This window comes from Pseudomonas sp. 10-1B (assembly GCF_000935045.1).
Taxonomy (GTDB): Bacteria; Pseudomonadota; Gammaproteobacteria; order Pseudomonadales; family Pseudomonadaceae; genus Aquipseudomonas.
Genome location: NZ_JYKS01000007.1, coordinates 271,602 through 291,201 on the forward strand (window position 1 = coordinate 271,602; position 19,600 = coordinate 291,201).

Consider the following 19,600-nt stretch of genomic DNA (forward strand, 5'->3'; position numbering starts at 1 on the left):
GAATATTTGAACCGTTAAACCGCGGCAGCGCCGCCGACGATTTCCGAGATCTCCTGGGTGATCGCAGCCTGACGCGCCTTGTTGTAGATCAGCTGGAGTTCGCTGATCAGGTCACCGGCGTTGTCTGTGGCGTTTTTCATGGCGATCATCCGGGCCGCTTGTTCAGCAGCGTTGTTCTCGACCACCGCCTGGTACACCTGCGACTCCACGTAACGCACCATCAAGCCGTCCAGCAGCTCTTTTGCGTCGGGTTCGTACAGGTAGTCCCAGTGGTGCTTGAGTTCCTGATCCGGGGTTGCCACCAACGGTACCAATTGCTCGACCGTCGGTTTTTGGGTCATGGTGTTGATGAACTTGTTCGAAACCACCGAGAGGCGATCGATACGGCCGTCCAGGTAGGCGTCCAGCATCACTTTGACGGAGCCGATCAGATCGTTGATCGATGGCTCTTCGCCCAGGTGGCTGATCGCGGCTACGACGTTACCGCCAAAGATGCGGAAGAAAGTCGCACCCTTGCTGCCGATCACGCACAGGTCGATTTCCACGCCCTGTTCGCGGTTTTCGTTCATGTCCTTGACCAGGGCCTTGAACAGGTTGGTGTTCAAGCCACCGCACAAACCACGGTCACTGCTCACCACGATATAACCGGCGCGCTTTACAGGGCGCTCGATCATGAACGGGTGGCGGTATTCCGGGTTGGCGTTGGCCAGATGACCGATCACCTGGCGGATACGCTCCGCGTAAGGACGGCTAGCAGCCATGCGCAGTTGTGCCTTGCGCATCTTGCTGACCGCCACTTTCTCCATGGCGCTGGTAATTTTTTGCGTGCTTTTGATGCTCGCAATCTTACTGCGAATCTCTTTTGCGCCTGCCATGTATCACCTATCAGGTTAGCAAGCGGGGGCCAGAAGCCCCCGCTGCGGCTTACCAGGTCTGGGTGGCCTTGAACTTCTCGATACCGGCTTTCATGCCAGCGTCGATTTCGTCGTTGAAGTCACCCTTCACATTGATCTTCGCCAACAGTTCGGCGTGATCACGGTTGAAGTAGGCGATCAGTGCTTGCTCGAAGCTACCGACCTTGGAGACTTCTACGTCGGTCAGGAAGCCACGCTCAGCGGCGTACAGCGACAGGGCCATGTCCGCGATGGACATCGGCGCGTACTGCTTCTGCTTCATCAGCTCGGTTACGCGCTGACCATGCTCCAGCTGCTTGCGGGTCGCTTCGTCCAGATCGGAAGCGAACTGGGCGAATGCAGCCAGTTCACGGTACTGAGCCAGAGCGGTACGGATACCACCGGACAGCTTCTTGATGATCTTGGTCTGAGCGGCACCACCTACGCGGGATACCGAAACACCGGCGTTAACTGCAGGGCGGATGCCCGAGTTGAACATGGCCGATTCCAGGAAGATCTGACCGTCGGTGATGGAGATCACGTTGGTCGGAACGAACGCGGAAACGTCGCCAGCCTGGGTTTCGATGATCGGCAGGGCGGTCAGGGAACCGGTCTTGCCAGTGACTGCGCCGTTGGTGAACTTCTCGACGTACTCTTCCGAAACGCGCGATGCACGCTCCAGCAGACGGGAGTGGAGATAGAACACGTCGCCTGGGTACGCTTCACGTCCTGGCGGACGGCGCAGCAGCAGGGAGATCTGACGGTAGGCAACGGCCTGCTTGGACAGGTCATCGTAAACGATCAGGGCGTCTTCACCGCGGTCACGGAAGAACTCGCCCATGGTGCAGCCGGCGTAAGGAGCCAGGAACTGCAGCGCGGCCGATTCCGAGGCACTGGCGGCAACAACGATGGTGTTGGCCAGGGCGCCGGCTTCTTCCAGCTTGCGCACAACGTTGGCGATGGTCGACTGCTTCTGGCCTACGGCCACGTATACGCAGAAGATACCGCTGTTTTTCTGGTTGATGATCGCGTCGACCGCCATGGCGGTCTTACCGATCTGACGGTCACCGATGATCAGCTCGCGCTGGCCACGGCCAACCGGGATCATGGCATCGACCGATTTGTAGCCAGTCTGTACAGGCTGGTCTACCGACTTACGCCAGATCACGCCTGGAGCAACTTTCTCGACCGCGTCGGTCTCGGTGTTGTTCAGCGGACCTTTGCCATCGATCGGGTTGCCCAGTGCGTCGACGACGCGGCCCAGCAGTTCCTTACCAACCGGAACTTCCAGGATGCGACCGGTGCACTTGGCGCTCATGCCCTCGGCGAGGGAGGTGTACGCACCCAGTACCACTGCACCTACGGAGTCTTGCTCCAGGTTCAGTGCCATACCGTATACGCCGCCCGGGAACTCGATCATTTCGCCGTACATAGCGTCGGCCAGACCGTGGATCCGTACGATACCGTCGGAAACGCTTACGACGGTACCTTCGTTACGGGCTTGGGAGCCGACATCGAGTTTCTCGATGCGACCCTTGATGATTTCACTAATTTCGGAAGGATTGAGTTGCTGCATTGCTCTGCTGCCCCTTCAAACTCAAGATTTCAATGCTTCGGCCAGTTTCGCGATCTTGCCGCGAACCGAGCCATCGATTACCAGGTCGCCGGCGCGGATGACGACGCCGCCGATCAGGCTGGCATCCTCCGACGCGTGCAGGCGCACTTCCCGGCTGAGCCGTGCACTGAGAACCTTGGCGAGTTTGTCTTGCTGTTCTTGGTTCAACGCAAAAGCACTGGTGACTTCCACGTCCACGGATTTTTCTTGCTCGGCCTTGTACAGGTCGAACAGGGCGGCAATCTCCGGCAGGAGCAGGAGACGCTCGTTTTCCGCGGCAACATGAATGAAATTCTGTGCCTGTGCATCGAACTTGTCACCGCACACTTCAATGAATGCGGCGGCCTTTTCTGCGCTTGTCAGTCGCGGGGCCTTGAGCAGGCGCTGCATGGTGTCGTCTTCCGACACCGCAGCAGCCAGGCCGAGCATGGCTGACCAATTGGCCAGTTGCTGATGGGCCTGGGCATGCTCGAAGGCAGCCTTAGCGTAAGGTCGGGCCAACGTGGTCAGTTCTGCCATGATCGCCCTCGCTTAAATTTCAGCGGCCAGTTTGTTAACCAGCTCCGCATGCGCGTTTTGATCGATTGTGGCGCCAAGGATCTTTTCAGCACCGCCAACAGCCAGGGCACCCACTTGGGCACGCAGGGCGTCTTTGACGCTGTTCAGTTCCTGTTCGATCTCGGCTTGAGCCTGAGCCTTCACACGGTCAGCTTCGACGCGAGCCTGTTCACGGGCTTCCTCGACAAGCTGAGCAGCGCGTTTCTTGCTTTGCTCAATGATTTCGGCTGCCTGTGCCTTTGCTTCACGCAGTTGCTGACCCGCTTTCTCTTGGGCCAGCTCCAGGTCGCGAGCTGCGCGGTTGGCAGCGTCCAAGCCGTCTGCAATCTTCTTTTGACGCTCTTGCAGGGCAGTGATGACCGGAGGCCATACGTACTTCATGCAGAAGAGTACAAAAATCAGAAAAGCAACGGATTGGCCAATCAGGGTTGCATTAATGTTCACGCCAACACCTCGCTCGGTCTTTGTCCATCACACCAATCAACTCGTAAGAAACGAGTGATTAGCCGGCGATCTGACCAACGAAGGGGTTCGCGAAGGTGAAGAACAGAGCGATACCAACACCGATCATGGTTACGGCGTCGAGCAGACCGGCAACGATGAACATTTTGACCTGCAGCATCGGAACCATCTCAGGCTGACGAGCAGCACCTTCCAGGAACTTGCCGCCCAGCAGGCCGAAACCAATGGCGGTACCCAGAGCACCCAGGCCGATCAGCAGAGCAACAGCGATAGCGGTCAGACCAACTACAGTTTCCATCTTTCCTCCCGACTTTTACGTCGTATTGGTTAGGTTTTTAGTTTGAAGCGGTAAAACAAATCGTTTGGTACAGCATGCCCTTGCGGACTTTTTAAGCCCTCCCCCCAAACGAGCGGGGAAGGCTATCAGACACGCCAGGCGGTCTTAATGGTTATCTTCGTGAGCCATCGACAGGTAGACGATGGTGAGCATCATGAAGATGAAGGCTTGCAGGGTGATGATCAGGATGTGGAACACAGCCCACGCCCACTGCAGCACCACACCCAGGCCGCTGAGCCAGAGGATGCCGGCGCCGAACATCACGGCGATGAGGATGAACACCAGCTCGCCGGCGTACATGTTGCCGAACAGACGCAGTGCCAACGAGATCGGCTTGGCGATCAGGGTGACGAATTCCAGCAGGAAGTTGACCGGAATCAGCAGGATCTGCACGAAGATGTTCTTGCTGCCGAACGGGTGCAGGGTCAGCTCGCCGATGAAGCCGCCCAGGCCCTTGACCTTGATGCTGTAGAAGATGATCAGGGCGAACACGCAGAAGGCCATGGCCAGGGTCGCGTTCGGGTCGGTGGTCGACACGGCGCGGAACGGAATGTGCGGGTCACCGGAGATCAGGATGGCCAGCTGAGGAATCCAGTCGACCGGTACCAGGTCGATGGCGTTCATCAGGAACACCCAGACGAAGATGGTCAGCGCCAGCGGGGCGATTACCGGGCTACGGCCGTGGAAGGAGTCCTTCACGCTGCCATGGACGAAGTCCACCATCACTTCGACGAAGTTCTGCAGGCCGCCAGGTTGGCCGGAAGTCGCCTTCTTGGCCGCCATGCGGAAGATGAACAGGAAGATCAGACCCAGCGCGACGGACCAACCCAGGGTGTCCAGGTGGAACGCCCAGAAGCCCATTGCCTTGGCTTCTGCAGCCGAATGGGCGAAGCCCCAGCTGCCGTCTGGTAGTTGACCGTAGGTCAGGTTCTGCAAGTGGTGCTGGATATAGCCCGAAGCGGTTTCTGCTGCCATGGTTGCCTCAAACGCCCTAAGGTCTCGAAAGTCTTTTATTCATCAGCAGGGGCGCGAACCAGCTGACCAAAAGGGTCAACACGAAGACGCCGAATACTGCTAACGGCGCCAGTGGCTTCACTCCTGCGAAGGTCAGTGCAAAAAGCACTGCCGTCAAAATCATCTTGCCTGCCTCGCCCGCGTAAAACGACTTGACGATGGCTTGTGCCGCCCGAGCTCCGCTGAAGCGAAAAGCCTTCCAGGCGAAATACACATTGGGCAGCCAGGCAATCAAACCTCCGCAAAGGCCTGAATATCCACTGACCGCCCCTTTCCACTGCCACAACACCAAGGCTGCCAGCAGTAGTACGACGAATTGAGCCAGCAGTACCGGAAAAACCGCCCAGCGATGGAAAGGCAGGCGGTTTGGCGTGCGGATTTCCATCACAACTGCTCCTCGGAAGTCGACCAACAAGTCAGTTATGACTTGGCATAATTTGTGCCGACAAAATGCGCGCAGAGTATAGGGGTGGATTAACCCCTATTCAACTCTTCGGTAGTGATTTCCGACTGCACGCTACAACAGGAATTGTTTCAACGGATGTGAGCAAGCACGCCTTGCAACTCGTCAAGCGAGTTGTAGCGAATAACCAACTGGCCTTTGCCCTTGTTGCCATGACGGATCTGCACGGCCGAGCCCAGGCGCTCTGCGAGCCGCTGTTCAAGGCGTGCGATATCCGGATCAGGTTTGCTCGGTTCGACCGGATCAGGTTTGTCGCTGAGCCACTGACGTACCAGTGCCTCGGTTTGGCGCACGGTGAGGCCACGTGCGACAACATGACGCGCCCCCTCCTCCTGACGGTTTTCTTCCAGGCCGAGCAATGCGCGGGCATGACCCATCTCCAGGTCGCCGTGGGCGAGCATGGTCTTGATCGCATCGGGCAGGGTGATCAGGCGCAGCAGGTTGGCCACGGTTACCCGCGACTTGCCCACGGCATCGGCCACCTGTTGCTGGGTGAGCTCGAATTCCTGCTGCAAGCGCTGCAGGGCCAGGGCCTCTTCCAGCGGATTGAGGTCTTCGCGCTGGATGTTCTCGATCAGTGCCATGGCGATGGCGGCTTCGTCGGGCACCTCGCGGACCATGGCCGGGATCTTGTCCAGGCCAGCCTGCTGGGTGGCGCGCCAACGGCGCTCACCGGCGATGATCTCATAGCGGTTGTCGCCGATCGGGCGCACCACGATCGGTTGCATCACGCCATGGTTGCGAATCGAGTGCGCGAGTTCTTCCAGCGCCTCCGGGTCCATGTCCCGGCGCGGCTGGTACTTGCCACGCTGGATCAGCTCGACCGGCAGGTGTTGCAGTTCTTTCTGGTCGATCTTTACAGCCTGCTCTTCGAGCGCGCTGACGGAAGGACCACTGAGCAGTGCATCCAACCCACGTCCGAGACCCCGTTTCTTGACGGCCATACGGATTCCTTAAGTTGTTTGTGCAGTGCGTGATTGACGGCGTTGACGGCGAACCAGTTCCCCAGCCAGGGCCAGATAAGCCAGCGCGCCACGCGATTGCTTGTCGTAGGCCAGGGCCGGCATGCCGAAGCTGGGGGCCTCGGCCAGGCGAATGTTGCGTGGAATGACCGTGTCGTACAGCTGCGGGCCAAAGTGTTCCTTCAGCTGCGCCGAGACATCGTTGTTCAGGCTCAGGCGCGGGTCGTACATGGTCCGCAACAGGCCTTCGATCTTCAGCTCCGGGTTCAACCGGGCAGCGATGCGCTTGATGTTATCCACAAGGTCGCTGAGACCTTCCAGTGCGTAGTATTCACACTGCATGGGGATGATCACACCGTCGGAGGCGACCAGAGCGTTGAGCGTAAGCATCGACAGCGACGGCGGGCAGTCGATGAGGATGTAGTCGTAGTTCTCGCGGATTGGCGCCAGGGCGTTGCGCAGGCGGCTCTCCTTGACCTGCATTTCCAGCAGTACCACTTCGGCGGCGGTCAGGTCACGGTTGGCCGGCAGCAACTGGAAACCACCGTGCTCGGAGTAATGCATGGCCTGGGCCAGGTCGCATTCCCCGATCAGCAGGTCGTAGACCGAGTGCTCGAGCTCGTGCTTGTCGACACCGCTGCCCATGGTGGCGTTGCCCTGCGGATCGAGGTCGATCAGCAGCACACGACGCTTGGTCGCGGCCAGCGAGGCAGCGAGATTGATACAGGTGGTGGTCTTGCCCACACCACCTTTCTGGTTCGCGATTGCGAATACCTTAGCCATTGTTGCGTGTGTTCCCAGTCATGCCTTGCGGCGCAGTATCAGCAGATGGCGCTGGCCCTGGCAACCCGGAACGGTCAGGGCCTGTTCGCTTTCCACTGTGAAGTCTGCGGGCAATGCTACCAGTTCATCGGCAGGATGCAGCCCCTTCATTGCAAGCCATTGCGTCCCGGTGTCGCCCAGATGGCGGGTCCAGTTGGTGAAGTTGTCCATGCTGCTGAAGGCGCGAGAGATGATTCCGCTGAACGGTAGTGTTGGCTGAAAGGCCTCGACCCGGCTGTGGATAACCGTGAGGTTGTCCAGCTTGAGCTCCATTTTCACCTGGGTCAGGAAGCGGGTCTTCTTGCCATTGGCGTCCAGCACGGTCACGCGCTTGTGCGGATGCAGGATAGCCAACGGGATGCCAGGCATGCCACCGCCGCTGCCGACATCCAGCCAGTTGTCACGCTCGCTGTGGATAAACGGCATGACGCTGAGGCTGTCGAGCAGGTGGCGCGACACCATCTCGTCGGGGTCGCGCACGGCGGTGAGGTTGTAGGCTTTGTTCCATTTGATCAGCAGGGCCAGGTAGCCGAGCAGCTTTTCGTGATGCTCGGCGCTCAGCTCGACACCGAGCTGGCGCGCACCTGTGGACAACTCTTCTGCGTGTTGCGGGGTGACCAGGGAACTCAAGCGCTTTGCTCCAATTCGCGGCCAGCGCCGCGTTTTTTCAAGTGAATCAGCAGCAGGGAAATCGCCGCCGGGGTCACGCCCGGGATACGCGAAGCCTGGCCCAGGGTTTCCGGACGGGTCTGGCCCAGCTTGCCCTGGATTTCCTTGGACAGGCCGGAAATGGTCGAGTAATCGATATCCACAGGCAGGCGGGTGTCTTCGCTGGCGCGCAGGCGAGCGATTTCATCTTGCTGGCGGTCGATGTAACCGGCGTACTTGGTGCGGATTTCGACCTGCTCGGCGACCTGTGGATCGATCGCTTCGCCACCAGTCGCCTCGATCAGCCCGGCATAGTCGATTTCCGGGCGCGCCAGCAGGTTGAGCAGGCTGTACTCGTGGCTGAGCGGGGTACCGAACTTATCCACAATGGCCTGGCCTTGCTCGGTGTTCGGCCGTACCCAGGTCGACTTCAGGCGTTGTTCTTCACGCTCGATGCCGTCGCGCTTGGCGCAGAAGGCGGCCCAGCGCTGGTCGTCGATCAGGCCGAGTTCGCGGCCTTTTTCGGTCAGGCGCAGGTCGGCGTTGTCTTCGCGCAGGATCAGGCGGTACTCGGCACGCGAGGTGAACATGCGGTACGGCTCCTGGGTCCCCAGGGTGATCAGGTCGTCGACCAGTACGCCGATGTACGCCTCGTCGCGGCGCGGGCACCAGCTTTCACGGCCTTGCGCACGCAGTGCCGCGTTGGTCCCGGCCAGCAGGCCCTGGGCCCCGGCTTCTTCGTAACCGGTGGTGCCGTTGATCTGCCCGGCGAAGAACAGGCCGCCGATGACCTTGGTCTCGAGGCTGTACTTGAGATCGCGCGGGTCGAAGTAATCGTACTCGATGGCATAGCCCGGGCGCACGATGTGGGCGTTTTCCATGCCGCGGATCGAACGCACCAGCTCCAGTTGCACGTCGAACGGCAGCGAAGTGGAAATACCGTTGGGGTACAGCTCATGGGTGGTCAGGCCTTCCGGCTCGATGAACACCTGGTGGCTTTCCTTGTCGGCGAAGCGGTGGATCTTGTCTTCGATCGACGGGCAGTAGCGCGGGCCGACACCTTCGATCACACCCGAGTACATCGGCGAACGGTCGAGGTTCGAGGCAATGATCTCGTGGGTGCGGGCATTGGTGTGGGTAATCCAGCAGCTCACCTGGCGTGGGTGCATTTCGGCACTGCCCATGAACGACATCACCGGAATCGGCGTATCACCCGGCTGTTCAGTCATCACCGAGAAGTCCACCGAACGGCCATCGATGCGTGGCGGAGTACCGGTTTTCAGGCGGCCGACGCGCAGCGGCAGTTCACGCATGCGATGGGCCAGGGCGATCGAAGGCGGATCACCGGCGCGACCGCCGGAATGGTTTTGCAGACCAATGTGGATAAGGCCTCCGAGGAAGGTACCGGTAGTCAGTACCACGGATTCGGCGAAGAAACGCAGGCCCATCTGGGTCACTACGCCTTTGACCTGGTCCTGCTCGACGATGAGGTCGTCGCAGGACTGCTGGAATATCCACAGGTTCGGCTGGTTTTCCAGGATTTCTCGCACCACCGCCTTGTAGATGGCGCGGTCAGCCTGTGCACGGGTGGCACGTACGGCCGGGCCCTTGCGGTTGTTCAGAACGCGGAACTGGATGCCGCTCTTGTCGGTAGCCAGCGCCATGGCGCCGCCGAGGGCATCTATCTCTTTGACCAGATGGCTTTTGCCAATACCGCCGATGGCGGGGTTGCAGCTCATGTGACCGAGGGTTTCCACGTTATGGGTCAGCAGCAGGGTTTTCACCCCCATGCGTGCAGACGCAAGCGCAGCCTCGGTACCGGCATGGCCGCCGCCGATGACGATCACTTCAAAACGGGAAGGGAAATCCACCACGCACCTCGTGCCTGTTTTTGCGAATAGAGAAGGTAAGCGGACAAGTATAGGGACTTCACCCCCTCTAAAGGAACCGTCTGAGCAAATTTTGATCAATCTGTGGATGAATGGCAGACAACAGAAATCAAAGAGGAAAAATTTAAAAAAGCTTTGTTTTTATGTTTATTCTTATGCACATGCCTATCTGTGGATAAGGTGCTGTAGCCGTTGATTTACGTCATGTATAGAGAAATTAAACCCTGTGGTTGGAGTGCCATGAGGGCTATGGATAACGCGATTTAGCCTGTGGATTAAATAGCCATTTATCCACAGGCGGGTTTGTCCTCAGAAAAAAAGCCTGCTTATCAACGGAGCTGAAGGCGAGTTTTCCACAGGGCTTAAGCCTGCCATTCCTGTTGAGATGTGAACGCATGAGCGAATACCAGTACTACGAATTTGCAGCGATCGACCGACCTCTGACCCGCAGCGAAATGAACCAGCTGCGTGGCAAATCGTCACGTGCAGACATCACCCCCCGAGGGCTCGTCAATCATTACCACTGGGGTGGTCTCAAGGCTGATCCCATCGACTGGATGCAGCGTTATTTCGACGCGTTCGTCTATCTGGCGGACTGGGGCAGTTGCGACCTGTCGCTGCGGCTCCCGAAGGCTGCGCTTGATGCAGAGGAGCTACAGCCCTTCCTGACATCGAGATTTTCGGCAACCTACAGTGATACTCACTGGATTCTTTGGTGGACGCTGTCAGAAAGCGAAGACTATGACCGGTACGCTGAAGATGATGGCAGCGGCTGGATACAACAGTTGATCCCTCTGCGTGATGAACTGCTGCGCGGCGATATCAGGCCGCTTTACTTGGGGTGGCTGGCGGCTGTGGACGAATGTGGGGAAGATGAAATAGAGCCTGAAGTCCCCGCAGGCTTGGCAGAGTTATCCCCAGCACAAAAGGCGTTCGTCGCCTTTATGGAGATAGATCCAGATATGCTCGAGGCTGCCAGCAGCGGTAGTGCGGCGCCAGATACCATAACCAGGAATGACGAGGCTCAGCAGATCACCAACTGGCTGGAAACCTGGCCGGTTTCGCGAATGCAAGAGGTATTCCGGCGCGTCGCCCAAGGTCAGGGACGACAAGCGGAACTCGAGGTTCAGAGAAGCTATGCAACATGGCTGAAGGCGCAGCGGCCAGAGCCCTCAAATGGCCCGCGACGCACAGTCGCAACCTTGCGCGAACTGGCTCGGTCGGCGGCCACTGCCCGGCAAGTGCGCGAAGCCGAAGCTCACGCACAGCTTGTGGATGAAGTTCGCCGACAGCGAGAGGGCGAACTTCGCCGGATAATGGAAACACCGGAAAAATACTGGGCCGCGGCTCACACCCATGCTTCGCGTGGTACTGCTTCTGGCTACGACAAAACGGTGCAGATACTGAAGGTACTGGCCCAGGGACATGAGCTGATCTGCAACATGGAAGCCTACGAGCGCGGCCTGCAAGACTTCCGTGCGGCTCATGGCAAACGCCCGGCGTTGTTGCGCCGCTTGAATGAGTTTGCCATGGGGACAGTCGCGGCCCCTACCCTATTCGATTGACGAGCAGGTACAGACATCGTCCGTTACCGAGCGATAATTACTTGCCGATGCAGAAACTAGAGAAAATCCGACCCAGCAGGTCATCCGAGCTGAATGCCCCGGTAATCTCCCCCAGGGCCTGCTGTGCTTGGCGCAGGTCCTCCGCCAGCAGCTCACCCGCGCCAGCCAGGGTCAGCTGCGCACGGCCGTGTTCCAGGTGCTCGCTGGCCTGGCGCAAAGCGTCCAGGTGGCGCCGGCGGGCACTGAAACCACTCTCTGCAGTCTGTTCATAACCCATGCAGGCCTTCAGATGGTCACGCAACAGTTGCAGCCCTGCGTCATCCCCTTTGGCGCTGAGGGTGATCGTCACATGGCCGTCATCACACTGCTCCAGCCCGATCCGCTCACCACTGAGGTCGGCCTTGTTACGAATCAGCGTAACCTTGGCAGGGTCTGGCCGCTGATCGAGAAACTCCGGCCATAGCGCGAACGGGTCACTGGCCTCGGGCGCGGTGGAGTCCACTACCAACAGCACACGGTCAGCCTCGCCAATGGCCTTCAGCGCGCGTTCTACGCCAATTTTTTCCACATGGTCGTCGGTATCGCGCAAACCTGCAGTATCGACTACATGCAGCGGCATACCGTCGATGTGGATATGTTCACGCAGGATGTCGCGGGTGGTGCCAGCGATATCGGTGACAATGGCAGCCTCACGCCCCGCCAACTGATTCAGCAGGCTCGATTTGCCAGCATTGGGTCGGCCGGCGATTACCACGGTCATGCCATCACGCAGCAACGCGCCCTGCCCGGCTTCACGCTGCACGGTGGATAACTCCCCGCGCACGCTATCGAGCATCGACAGCACATGGCCATCGGCAAGAAAATCGATCTCCTCCTCGGGGAAATCGATCGCTGCTTCGACGTAGATGCGCAGGGCAATCAATGCCTCGGTCAAGCTGTGCACACGTTTCGAGAATTCCCCCTGCAGCGAGCGCAGGGCATTGCGTGCCGCCTGGCTGGAGCTAGCCTCGATCAGGTCGGCAATGGCTTCGGCCTGGGCCAGGTCGAGCTTGTCGTTGAGGAACGCGCGCTCGCTGAATTCACCTGGGCGGGCCAGCCGGCAGCCGACTTGTACACAGCGCTGCAGCAGCATGTCCAGCACCACCGGGCCACCGTGGCCCTGTAGTTCGAGCACATCCTCGCCGGTGAACGAGTTCGGCCCGGGGAAGAACAACGCAATCCCTTCATCCAGCACCAGCCCCTGTTCGTCGCGGAACGGGCCGTAGTGGGCATGGCGCGGCGTAAGCGTACGGCCGGTGATCAACTGGCCAGCCTTGGCAGCCAGAGGGCCGGACAACCTGACAATGCCAACGCCGCCGCGGCCCTGGGCGGTGGCAATGGCGGCGATGGTTTCACCCACAGTGTTCATGCTCGAAAGCCTCTACGACAAAAACGACAGATAGCAAAAACGCCCCACTAGGGGGCGTTTTTATTCACAGGCTAGCGCAGTAGCCTGTCAAGCAGCAGCTTTTTTGGTGGCTGCTTCGATGCTGCGGGTGATGTACCACTGCTGTGCGATCGACAGGCAGTTGTTCACAACCCAGTACAGCACCAGGCCAGCCGGGAACCACAGGAAGAAGAAGGTGAAGATGATCGGCATCATTTTCATCACCTTCGCCTGCATCGGATCGGGCGGGGTCGGGTTCAGACGCTGCTGGATGAACATGGTGGCGCCCATGATGATCGGCAGGATGAAGAACGGATCCTTGATCGACAGGTCGGTAATCCACAGCATCCACGGGGCCTGGCGCATTTCTACGCTTTCCAGCAGTACCCAGTACAGGGCCAGGAATACCGGCATCTGCACCAGGATCGGCAGGCAGCCGCCCAGCGGGTTGATCTTCTCTTTCTTGTACAGCTCCATCATCGCCTGGGACATCTTCTGGCGATCGTCACCGAAGCGTTCCTTCAGCGCGGCAAGCTTCGGCGCAACGGCACGCATGCGCGCCATCGAACGGTAGCTGGCAGCCGACAGTGGGAAGAACAGGCCTTTGATCAGCATGGTCAGCACGATGATCGACCAGCCCCAGTTACCCAACAGGCTGTGGATATGTTGCAGCAGCCAGAAAATCGGCTGGGCGATGAACCACAGGAAGCCATAGTCGACGGTCAGTTCCAGGCCTGGGGACAACTCTTTCAGCTTGGACTGGATCTTCGGGCCGGCGTACAGCATGGCGCTGGTTTCGACCTTGCCGCCTGCAGGCACGCTGATGGCCGGGCCGGTGTAGCCGATGATGTAGTTGCCCTGGCTGTCCTTGCGGGTCTGGACAACGTTGTTGTCCGACTTCGCCGGAATCCAGGCGGTCACGAAGTAGTGCTGCAGCCAGGCAACCCAGCCGCCGGACACATTTTCTTTCAAACTACCTTTGTCGATGTCCTTCATCGAGACCTTTTTGTAAGGCTCGGAAGCTGTCCACAGGGCGGCGCCCAGGTAGGTGGCGGTGCCGGTGGCAGTGCTCGACGACGGATCGGAGCTGGCGTCGCGCTTGAGCTGGGCAAACATGTTGCCGCTCCAGGCCTGGCCGCTCTGGTTGTCGATCAGGTAGCTGACGGTCAGGTCGTACTCGCCGCGCTTGAAGCTGAAGCGCTTGATGTAGTTGACACCGTTGTCGCTGAACTTCAGGTCGACCACCAGTTGGTCCTGGCCATCGGCCAGTTGGTAACCCTTCTGGTCAGCGGCGTACAGCGGACGACCGGCTGGGCGGGCATCCGGGCCGTTGACACCGGTCAGGCCGCTTTGTGCCAGGTAGACACGCTCGCCACCGTTGTCGAACAGCTGGAACGGAATGTCCGGGTGGTCCTGGCGACGTGGGTACTGCGGCAGGTTCAGTTGAACGATGTCACCACCGACCGGATCGATAGCCAGATCCAGGACATCGGTCTTGACCCGGATCAGGTCCTTGCTGACTGCCACCGGCGCCAGTTCGGCTGCGCTGGTTTCGGCATTGGCGCTCGGCACATCGGCGCTGGCGCCGGCATTACCGGCCGGTACGCCATCCGGCAAACCCGGGGCAACAGTGCTGGCAGCAGTATTCTGAGTCGGCAGGGCAGCCTGGCCGTAGTCCTGGTTCCATTTGAGGACCATGACGTAGGACACGATTGCCAGGGCGACGATCAGGATCGTGCGTTTAATATCCATGATTACTCGGCTATCGAAGAAGTTCGGGAGGAAGGAGCGGGAGGAACGGGATCGAAACCGCCGTCGTTCCACGGATGACAACGCCCCAGGCGACGAACGGCTAGCCACCCACCACGCCAGAGGCCATGGTTTTCGATGGCTTCATAAGCGTAACAGGAGCAACTGGGGAAGAAACGACAGTGGCTGGCCATCAGAGGACTAATGGCGTAACGGTAAAACTGGATCGGAACGAGTGCCAGTTTACGCATCTTGGCTGTCTACCCCTGCGGAATTGGCGGTTACTGCTGGAACTGGCCGGTTGCGTGCCAGGCGTTTCCAGAGCTTGCCAAAGTGTTGGTGCAATTCCGGGTTTTCTACCTCACCCAATCCCTTGCGCGCGACGATCACAATGTCCAACCCGGCAAGCATGTGCTGGTTCAGACGAAAGGAATCGCGCATCAAGCGCTTGAGGCGATTGCGTTGAACGGCGAGCTTGACGCTCTTCTTGCCGATCACCAAGCCGAGGCGTGGGTGATCGAGGCCGTTCTCGCGAGCAAGGATCAGCAGGTTTTTCCCTGGAACCTTGCCGGTTGGGGAGTCGAAGACCGCTTTGAAATGCCGGGGTGTAAGCAGTCGCTTTTCCCGACTGAAGTCCTGACTCACCACCTGTGCCGAAAAATCAAATGGCCAGACGCTTACGGCCTTTGGCACGACGACGCGACAGAACAGCGCGGCCGTTCTTGGTAGCCATACGGGCACGGAAGCCGTGGGTGCGCGCGCGCTTGATGGTGCTTGGTTGGAAAGTACGTTTCATGGCGTGTTACCTGGTTTGTCGACGACGGGCCGGGATGGCCCCCTTTTTAAGAGACCGGCGATTCTAGAGAAAGCAAGCCCGTAGGTCAATTTCCAACCAGCCTTTCCATATAGAGCGCGTGATGGACGGTGCCTGCTCAGCCATCCCCAAGGGGCGCTTGATCGGACGCACGAATTGGAGACAACATGAAAAAAAAGAAGAGACATATAAAAAGCTTTTCTGAAGAACTTATAGATCTTAAGTGGATAACCTTCTGTGGATAACCTCTTCTAGACCAGAAAATTCGTGATGTGCAGCGTTTTACAACTGTGTTTCAAACCGGTGCTGCGCTTGTTTTCTTCGTGCGCAAAAGCTGTGGATTAAAATACCGCTTATCCACAGCTGAGTTATCAACAGGTCACGACTCAGGGTTGTGCATAGCCCTCATGGCGGTTTATCCACAGGGCTTATTCACAGTGCCGTGAGGTCGTTTTGGTCGATAAATGGCTGTTTTGTCATGGTTCCTAGCGTGTCCACATGTGGATAACTGAACGCTCGACCGGTACAATGGCGGTTTGTTTTTGCCTCATCCGGCTTTCAAACTCAGGGGATATCCGTGTCAGTGGAACTTTGGCAGCAGTGCGTGGAGCTTCTGCGCGATGAACTGCCTGCCCAGCAATTCAACACCTGGATCCGTCCGCTACAGGTCGAAGCCGAAGGCGACGAGTTGCGCGTCTATGCGCCTAACCGTTTCGTTCTCGATTGGGTCAATGAAAAGTACCTCGGTCGCTTGCTCGAGCTGTTGGGTGAAAACGGCAGTGGCATTGCGCCTGCTCTTTCCTTGTTGATCGGCAGCCGCCGCAGTTCGGCACCGCGGGCTGCGCCTAATGCGCCGGTCAGTGCGGCCGTGGCCGCTTCGCTGGCGCAGACCCAGACGCAGGTCCATACACAGCGGGCTGTGCCGGCTGCGGTCGAACCGGTCGCCGTGGCGGCGGCAGCCGAGCCTGTGTTGGTCGATGAACTGGCCGAGCCATCTTCCCGTGACAGCTTCGATGCCATGGCCGAGCCTGCTTCGGCAGCGGCCGGCAGTACCCGCACCGAACAGCGCACCGTGCAGGTCGAAGGTGCGCTCAAGCACACCAGCTACCTGAACCGCACGTTCACCTTCGACACCTTTGTCGAAGGCAAGTCGAACCAGCTGGCGCGCGCGGCTGCCTGGCAGGTGGCCGACAACCCCAAGCATGGTTACAACCCGTTGTTCCTTTATGGGGGCGTGGGCCTGGGTAAAACCCACCTCATGCATGCTGTGGGTAACCACCTGCTGAAGAAGAACCCGAACGCCAAGGTCGTGTACCTGCATTCGGAGCGCTTCGTCGCGGACATGGTCAAGGCACTGCAGCTCAATGCCATTAACGAATTCAAGCGCTTCTACCGTTCGGTGGATGCGCTGCTGATCGACGACATCCAGTTCTTTGCCCGTAAAGAGCGCTCGCAGGAAGAGTTTTTCCATACCTTCAACGCCCTGCTCGAGGGTGGCCAGCAGGTAATCCTTACCTCTGACCGTTACCCCAAGGAGATCGAAGGCCTGGAAGAGCGCCTGAAGTCGCGCTTTGGCTGGGGCCTGACGGTGGCCGTCGAGCCGCCGGAACTGGAAACCCGCGTGGCGATCCTGATGAAGAAGGCCGACCAGGCCAAGGTCGAACTGCCGCATGACGCGGCGTTCTTCATCGCCCAGCGTATCCGCTCCAACGTCCGTGAACTGGAAGGCGCCCTGAAGCGGGTAATCGCCCATTCGCACTTCATGGGCCGCGACATCACCATCGAGCTGATCCGTGAGTCGCTCAAGGACCTGCTGGCGCTGCAAGACAAACTGGTCAGTGTGGATAACATCCAACGTACCGTCGCCGAGTACTACAAGATCAAGATCTCCGATCTGTTGTCCAAGCGGCGTTCGCGTTCTGTGGCACGTCCACGCCAGGTGGCGATGGCCCTGTCCAAGGAGCTGACCAACCACAGTCTGCCGGAAATCGGCGACATGTTCGGTGGTCGCGACCACACGACCGTGCTGCACGCTTGCCGCAAGATCAACGAACTGAAGGAATCCGACGCGGACATCCGCGAGGACTACAAGAACCTGCTGCGGACGCTGACGACCTGATGGCCGTCTGCGCAGCTAATTGAAGGCAAGGGACTAGACCATGCATTTCACCATTCAACGCGAAGCCCTGTTGAAACCCCTGCAACTGGTCGCCGGTGTCGTCGAGCGCCGTCAGACCTTGCCGGTCCTGTCCAACGTATTGCTGGTCGTGCAAGGCCAGCAACTGTCGTTGACCGGTACCGACCTGGAAGTCGAACTGGTAGGCCGCGTGCAACTGGAAGAGCCGGCTGAGCCTGGCGAAATCACTGTCCCGGCACGCAAGCTGATGGACATCTGCAAAAGCCTGCCGAACGACGCCCTGATCGATATCAAGGTCGATGAGCAGAAACTGTTGGTCAAGGCCGGCCGCAGCCGCTTCACCCTGTCGACCCTGCCTGCCAATGACTTCCCGACTGTGGAAGAAGGCCCGGGCTCGCTGACCTGCAACCTGGAACAGAGCAAGCTGCGCCGTCTGATCGAGCGCACCAGCTTCGCCATGGCCCAGCAGGATGTGCGCTACTACCTCAACGGCATGTTGCTGGAGGTTTCCCGCAACACCCTGCGGGCTGTCTCCACCGACGGCCACCGCCTGGCCTTGTGCTCCATGACTGCGCCGATCGAGCAGGATGACCGCCATCAGGTCATCGTGCCACGCAAAGGTATCCTGGAGCTGGCGCGGCTGCTGACCGATCCGGAAGGCATGGTCAGCATCGTTCTCGGCCAGCACCACATACGCGCTACCACTGGTGAATTCACCTTCACCTCCAAGCTGGTGGACGGCAAGTTCCCGGACTACGAGCGCGTACTGCCCAAGGGTGGCGACAAGCTGGTGGTTGGTGACCGTCAGGCACTGCGCGAGGCATTCAGCCGTACTGCGATCCTTTCCAACGAAAAGTACCGCGGTATCCGCCTGCAACTGGCTGCTGGCCAGCTGAAGATCCAGGCCAACAACCCCGAGCAGGAAGAAGCTGAAGAAGAAATCAGCGTGGACTACGATGGTAGCTCGCTGGAAATCGGCTTCAACGTCAGCTACTTGCTGGATGTGCTGGGCGTGATGACTACTGAGCAAGTTCGTCTGATCCTGTCCGATTCCAACAGCAGTGCCCTGCTGCAGGAAGCTGGCAACGACGATTCTTCCTACGTTGTCATGCCGATGCGCCTGTAACTCGTAGCAGGCGAAATGTCCCTTCGACGTATCATTGTCACCGCGGTGCGCAACTTGCACCCGGTGACACTCTCACCCTCCCCCCGCATCAACATCCTTTACGGCGCCAACGGCAGCGGCAAGACCAGCGTGCTGGAAGCCGTGTATTTGCTTGGGTTGGCGCGCTCATTTCGCAGCACCCGCCTGAATCCGGTCATTCAGTACGAACAGCATGTTTGTACCGTGTTTGGCGAAGTGCAGTTGACCGATGGAGGCACCAGCAACCTGGGTGTTTCACGGGAGCGGCAGGGAGATTTCACCATTCGCATCGACGGGCAGAATGCACGCAGCGCAGCGCAGTTGGCTGAATTGCTACCGCTTCAGCTCATCAACCCAGACAGTTTCCGGCTGTTGGAAGGCGCCCCGAAAATACGCCGCCAGTTCCTCGATTGGGGGGTGTTCCACGTGGAACCTCGTTTCCTGCCAGCCTGGCAACGGCTGCAGAAGGCGCTGCGGCAGCGGAACTCATGGTTGCGGCATGGTACACTTGACCCAGCTTCGCAAGCCGCCTGGGACCGGGAATTGTGCCTGGCCAGCGCGGAAATAGATGAATACCGTCGCAACTACATCAAGGCCTTGAAGCCCGTCTTCGAGCGAACCCTGAGCGAACTGGTCGAGCTGGACGGGTTGACCCTGAGCTACTACCGAGGCTGGGACAAGGACCGGGAACTGCAAGAAGTACTCGCCTCCTCTCTCCTTCGCGATCAGCAGATGGGCCATACCCAGGCCGGTCCGCAGCGTGCTGATCTGCGTCTTCGTCTGGCTGCCAACAACGCAGCCGACATCCTGTCGCGTGGTCAGCAAAAGCTGGTGGTATGCGCGTTGCGCATTGCCCAAGGCCACCTCGTCAGTCAGGCTCGCCGCGGTCACTGTATTTATCTCGTGGATGACTTGCCGTCCGAACTGGACGACCAGCATCGCCGCGCGCTGTGCCGCTTGCTTGAAGAATTACGCTGCCAGGTGTTCATCACCTGTGTAGATCACGAATTACTGAGGGAAGGCTGGCAGACGGAAACGCCAGTTGCCTTGTTCCACGTGGAACAAGGCCGTATCACCCAGACCCACGACCATCGGGAGTGAA

Annotated in this window: 20 protein-coding genes; 4 read left to right on the top strand and 16 right to left on the bottom strand. The window is 59.1% G+C overall.

Going from position 1 to position 19,600, the window contains the following annotated elements; translation table 11 throughout:
* Positions 1-14 precede the first annotated feature (14 nt).
* The 11 genes from atpG to mnmG all read right to left on the bottom strand — a co-directional run bounded on the left by atpG (position 15) and on the right by mnmG (position 9,645).
* The gene (atpG, locus tag TZ03_RS06460) at positions 15-875 is read right to left on the bottom strand and encodes a F0F1 ATP synthase subunit gamma (RefSeq protein ID WP_051096516.1); all 861 of its coding nucleotides are present in this window, start codon (positions 873-875) and stop codon (positions 15-17) included.
* A gap of 49 nt (positions 876-924) precedes the next feature.
* Positions 925-2,469, bottom strand: coding sequence for a F0F1 ATP synthase subunit alpha (gene atpA, locus TZ03_RS06465; protein WP_051096517.1), 1,545 nt, complete (start codon positions 2,467-2,469; stop codon positions 925-927).
* 21 nt (positions 2,470-2,490) lie between these two features.
* Entirely contained in the window at positions 2,491-3,027 is a 537-nt protein-coding gene (locus TZ03_RS06470; RefSeq protein WP_051096518.1) for a F0F1 ATP synthase subunit delta, read from the bottom strand.
* A 12-nt stretch (positions 3,028-3,039) separates the two neighbouring features.
* Positions 3,040-3,510 carry a F0F1 ATP synthase subunit B gene (locus TZ03_RS06475; RefSeq protein ID WP_023383136.1) on the bottom strand — a complete coding sequence of 157 codons (471 nt, stop codon included), beginning with the start codon at positions 3,508-3,510 and terminating at the stop codon, positions 3,040-3,042.
* A gap of 58 nt (positions 3,511-3,568) precedes the next feature.
* Positions 3,569-3,826 (bottom strand): F0F1 ATP synthase subunit C, encoded by a 258-nt coding sequence (gene atpE, locus TZ03_RS06480; protein WP_003097235.1) that lies wholly within the window; start codon positions 3,824-3,826, stop codon positions 3,569-3,571.
* 144 nt (positions 3,827-3,970) lie between these two features.
* The gene (gene atpB / locus TZ03_RS06485; protein ID WP_051096519.1) at positions 3,971-4,840 is read right to left on the bottom strand and encodes a F0F1 ATP synthase subunit A; all 870 of its coding nucleotides are present in this window, start codon (positions 4,838-4,840) and stop codon (positions 3,971-3,973) included.
* Positions 4,841-4,856: 16 nt separating this feature from the next.
* Positions 4,857-5,264 carry a F0F1 ATP synthase subunit I gene (locus TZ03_RS06490; RefSeq protein ID WP_051096520.1) on the bottom strand — a complete coding sequence of 136 codons (408 nt, stop codon included), beginning with the start codon at positions 5,262-5,264 and terminating at the stop codon, positions 4,857-4,859.
* 149 nt (positions 5,265-5,413) lie between these two features.
* On the bottom strand, positions 5,414-6,286 hold the full coding sequence (locus tag TZ03_RS06495; RefSeq protein ID WP_051096521.1) for a ParB/RepB/Spo0J family partition protein: 873 nt from the start codon (positions 6,284-6,286) through the stop codon (positions 5,414-5,416).
* A 9-nt stretch (positions 6,287-6,295) separates the two neighbouring features.
* Positions 6,296-7,087 (bottom strand): ParA family protein, encoded by a 792-nt coding sequence (locus TZ03_RS06500; protein WP_012274913.1) that lies wholly within the window; start codon positions 7,085-7,087, stop codon positions 6,296-6,298.
* 18 nt (positions 7,088-7,105) lie between these two features.
* Positions 7,106-7,756 carry a 16S rRNA (guanine(527)-N(7))-methyltransferase RsmG gene (gene rsmG, locus TZ03_RS06505; RefSeq protein WP_051096522.1) on the bottom strand — a complete coding sequence of 217 codons (651 nt, stop codon included), beginning with the start codon at positions 7,754-7,756 and terminating at the stop codon, positions 7,106-7,108.
* On the bottom strand, positions 7,753-9,645 hold the full coding sequence (mnmG, locus tag TZ03_RS06510) for a tRNA uridine-5-carboxymethylaminomethyl(34) synthesis enzyme MnmG (RefSeq protein WP_051096557.1): 1,893 nt from the start codon (positions 9,643-9,645) through the stop codon (positions 7,753-7,755). The genes rsmG and mnmG overlap by 4 nt, the downstream gene beginning before the upstream one ends.
* 413 nt (positions 9,646-10,058) lie before the next feature.
* On the opposite strand from mnmG, the gene TZ03_RS06515 reads away from it, so the two are divergent.
* Positions 10,059-11,228: a hypothetical protein gene (locus tag TZ03_RS06515; protein WP_051096523.1), complete on the top strand. Its 1,170-nt coding sequence runs from the start codon at positions 10,059-10,061 to the stop codon at positions 11,226-11,228.
* A 37-nt stretch (positions 11,229-11,265) separates the two neighbouring features.
* Here TZ03_RS06515 and mnmE read toward each other — a convergent pair whose 3' ends face one another.
* From mnmE to rpmH, 5 genes are all read right to left on the bottom strand, one after another.
* Positions 11,266-12,636: a tRNA uridine-5-carboxymethylaminomethyl(34) synthesis GTPase MnmE gene (gene mnmE, locus TZ03_RS06520; protein ID WP_051096524.1), complete on the bottom strand. Its 1,371-nt coding sequence runs from the start codon at positions 12,634-12,636 to the stop codon at positions 11,266-11,268.
* An 87-nt stretch (positions 12,637-12,723) separates the two neighbouring features.
* Complete coding sequence (yidC, locus tag TZ03_RS06525) at positions 12,724-14,406, bottom strand: membrane protein insertase YidC (RefSeq protein ID WP_051096525.1); 1,683 nt, start codon at positions 14,404-14,406, stop codon at positions 12,724-12,726.
* 2 nt (positions 14,407-14,408) lie between these two features.
* A complete protein-coding gene (gene yidD / locus TZ03_RS28430) occupies positions 14,409-14,654 on the bottom strand; it encodes a membrane protein insertion efficiency factor YidD (protein ID WP_075046823.1) in 246 nt (81 codons plus the stop codon).
* A complete protein-coding gene (gene rnpA / locus TZ03_RS28435; RefSeq protein ID WP_082056554.1) occupies positions 14,647-15,051 on the bottom strand; it encodes a ribonuclease P protein component in 405 nt (134 codons plus the stop codon). The genes yidD and rnpA overlap by 8 nt, the downstream gene beginning before the upstream one ends.
* 13 nt (positions 15,052-15,064) lie before the next feature.
* Positions 15,065-15,199, bottom strand: a complete 135-nt coding sequence (rpmH, locus tag TZ03_RS28440; RefSeq protein ID WP_003253163.1) for a 50S ribosomal protein L34 — start codon at positions 15,197-15,199, stop codon at positions 15,065-15,067.
* Between the two features lie 595 nt (positions 15,200-15,794).
* On the opposite strand from rpmH, the gene dnaA reads away from it, so the two are divergent.
* From dnaA to recF, 3 genes are read left to right on the top strand one after another with little or no spacing between them, the layout of a single operon-like run.
* Positions 15,795-17,336 carry a chromosomal replication initiator protein DnaA gene (gene dnaA, locus TZ03_RS06535; RefSeq protein WP_051096527.1) on the top strand — a complete coding sequence of 514 codons (1,542 nt, stop codon included), beginning with the start codon at positions 15,795-15,797 and terminating at the stop codon, positions 17,334-17,336.
* Positions 17,337-17,376: 40 nt separating this feature from the next.
* Complete coding sequence (gene dnaN, locus TZ03_RS06540) at positions 17,377-18,480, top strand: DNA polymerase III subunit beta (RefSeq protein ID WP_051096528.1); 1,104 nt, start codon at positions 17,377-17,379, stop codon at positions 18,478-18,480.
* A 15-nt stretch (positions 18,481-18,495) separates the two neighbouring features.
* A complete protein-coding gene (recF, locus tag TZ03_RS06545; protein ID WP_051096529.1) occupies positions 18,496-19,599 on the top strand; it encodes a DNA replication/repair protein RecF in 1,104 nt (367 codons plus the stop codon).
* The last annotated feature ends 1 nt before the right edge of the window (position 19,600 follow it).